Consider the following 1,454-nt stretch of genomic DNA (forward strand, 5'->3'; position numbering starts at 1 on the left):
GGACGGAGGTGGGCGGGGCGGAGGCGCGGCGGGCGACCCGCCCCGAGGTGCCGGTCGGTCGGGGCGTCGCCGGTTCGGCCAGCAGTCGGCGCAGCGCCGCGATCCCGTCGGCGGACGCGCGCCGGGCCGCGTCCGCGCTGATGCCGGTCACCTCGGCGACCTCGCGGTGCGACAGCCCGACGAGGTGGTGGTAGACCACGGCCCGGCGCTGCCCCGGCGGCAGGGTCCGCAACGCCCCGTCCAGTTCGTCCGTGCGAGCCATGGCCTCGTCGTGAGGAGGCGCGGGCTGCGGTTCGGGCACCGTCTCGACCGGGCGGGGGCGGCGGTCCCGCGCCCGCAGCACGTCGATCGCCTTGCGGTGCGCGATGGTCACCAGCCACGCCTCGAGGTTCGTCGACGCGGGCAGCGACGGAAAGGCGACGAGGGCCGCCACGAACGTCTCGCTCCACGCGTCGTCGGTGTCGTGCTCGTCGAGCACGGCCCGGCACACGCGCCACACCGTGCGACCGTGCCGGGCGACCACGCGCTCGAAGGGTTCCACGTCAGAACAGCCGACCGGACTCGGGGCCCGACGGCTGGTCGGCCTCGAGCCCGAGCAGGAACCGTTTGCGGTCGAGCCCGCCGGCGTAGCCGACGAGCGCTCCGCCCGAACCGACCACGCGGTGGCAGGGTACGACGATGCTCAGCGGGTTGAGCCCGTTGGCGGCGCCGACCGCCCGGGCCAGGCCGACGCCGCCGAGCGCGGTCGCGAGCTGCCCGTAGCTGCGCGTCTCGCCGAAGGGGATGTCGCGCAGCAGGTCCCACACCTGCACCTGGAAGCCGTTGCCACGCGGTGCCAGCGGCAGGTCGAAGGAGCGGCGCTCGCCGCCGAAGTACCCACCGAGCTGGCGTTCGACCTCGGCGAAGTCGCTCAGCCCGACGCCGTCCCGCGAGACCGGGCCGAAGCCGGTCGGATCGGGCAGGTGGCGGTGCTCGTCGAAGTAGAGGCCGACGAGGCCCGCCTCGGCCCCGACGACGGTCAGCGTGCCGACGGGGGTGTCGACGGTGGTGTGGACGCTCACGGTGCCTCCTGGCTCTCGGCGATGGTACTCACCCCGTAGACGCGCCAGCGCGACCGGATGTGAGGTCGCCGACCGGACCGGGCCGCGTGATCGGGGTGGGCCGTCGACCAGGTACCCTTGAACGCCCGGTCCGGGCACTCCACGCTGTCGGGTGTGTGTGAGCGTCCGGGTCGGGTCTTCTCGTCTCCGGCGACCGGCTTCCCGTCCGTGTCCGCCCCGGGCTCAGTGGCGGGTGCTGAGCTCGCTCTCGCCCCCCGGGGCGGGCTCGCCCACACCGCCCCCGGGGCCCACCGCCCCGCCGGGGGCCCCGCCGAGCCGCTCGAGCAGCCGCGCCACCCCCGCCGGGCGCGCCCCCCCCCCGCCCCCCCCCGGTCCCCCCGCCCCGCGGCGGGC

The 1,454-nt window shown here is 76.5% G+C and carries 2 protein-coding genes; both read right to left on the minus strand.

Features of this window, described 5'->3' with window-relative positions; all coding sequences use genetic code 11:
- Window positions 1-541: RNA polymerase sigma factor (locus AEQ27_RS12110; RefSeq protein WP_152970341.1), on the minus strand; the 541-nt coding region annotated here is incomplete at its 3' end.
- Window position 542: 1 nt separating this feature from the next.
- Window positions 543-1,061: a methylated-DNA--[protein]-cysteine S-methyltransferase gene (locus AEQ27_RS12115; RefSeq protein WP_054146892.1), complete on the minus strand. Its 519-nt coding sequence runs from the start codon at window positions 1,059-1,061 to the stop codon at window positions 543-545.
- Between the last annotated feature and the right edge of the window lie 393 nt (window positions 1,062-1,454).

It is taken from the genome of Frigoribacterium sp. RIT-PI-h, assembly GCF_001297205.1.
Lineage (GTDB): Bacteria > Actinomycetota > Actinomycetes > Actinomycetales > Microbacteriaceae > Frigoribacterium.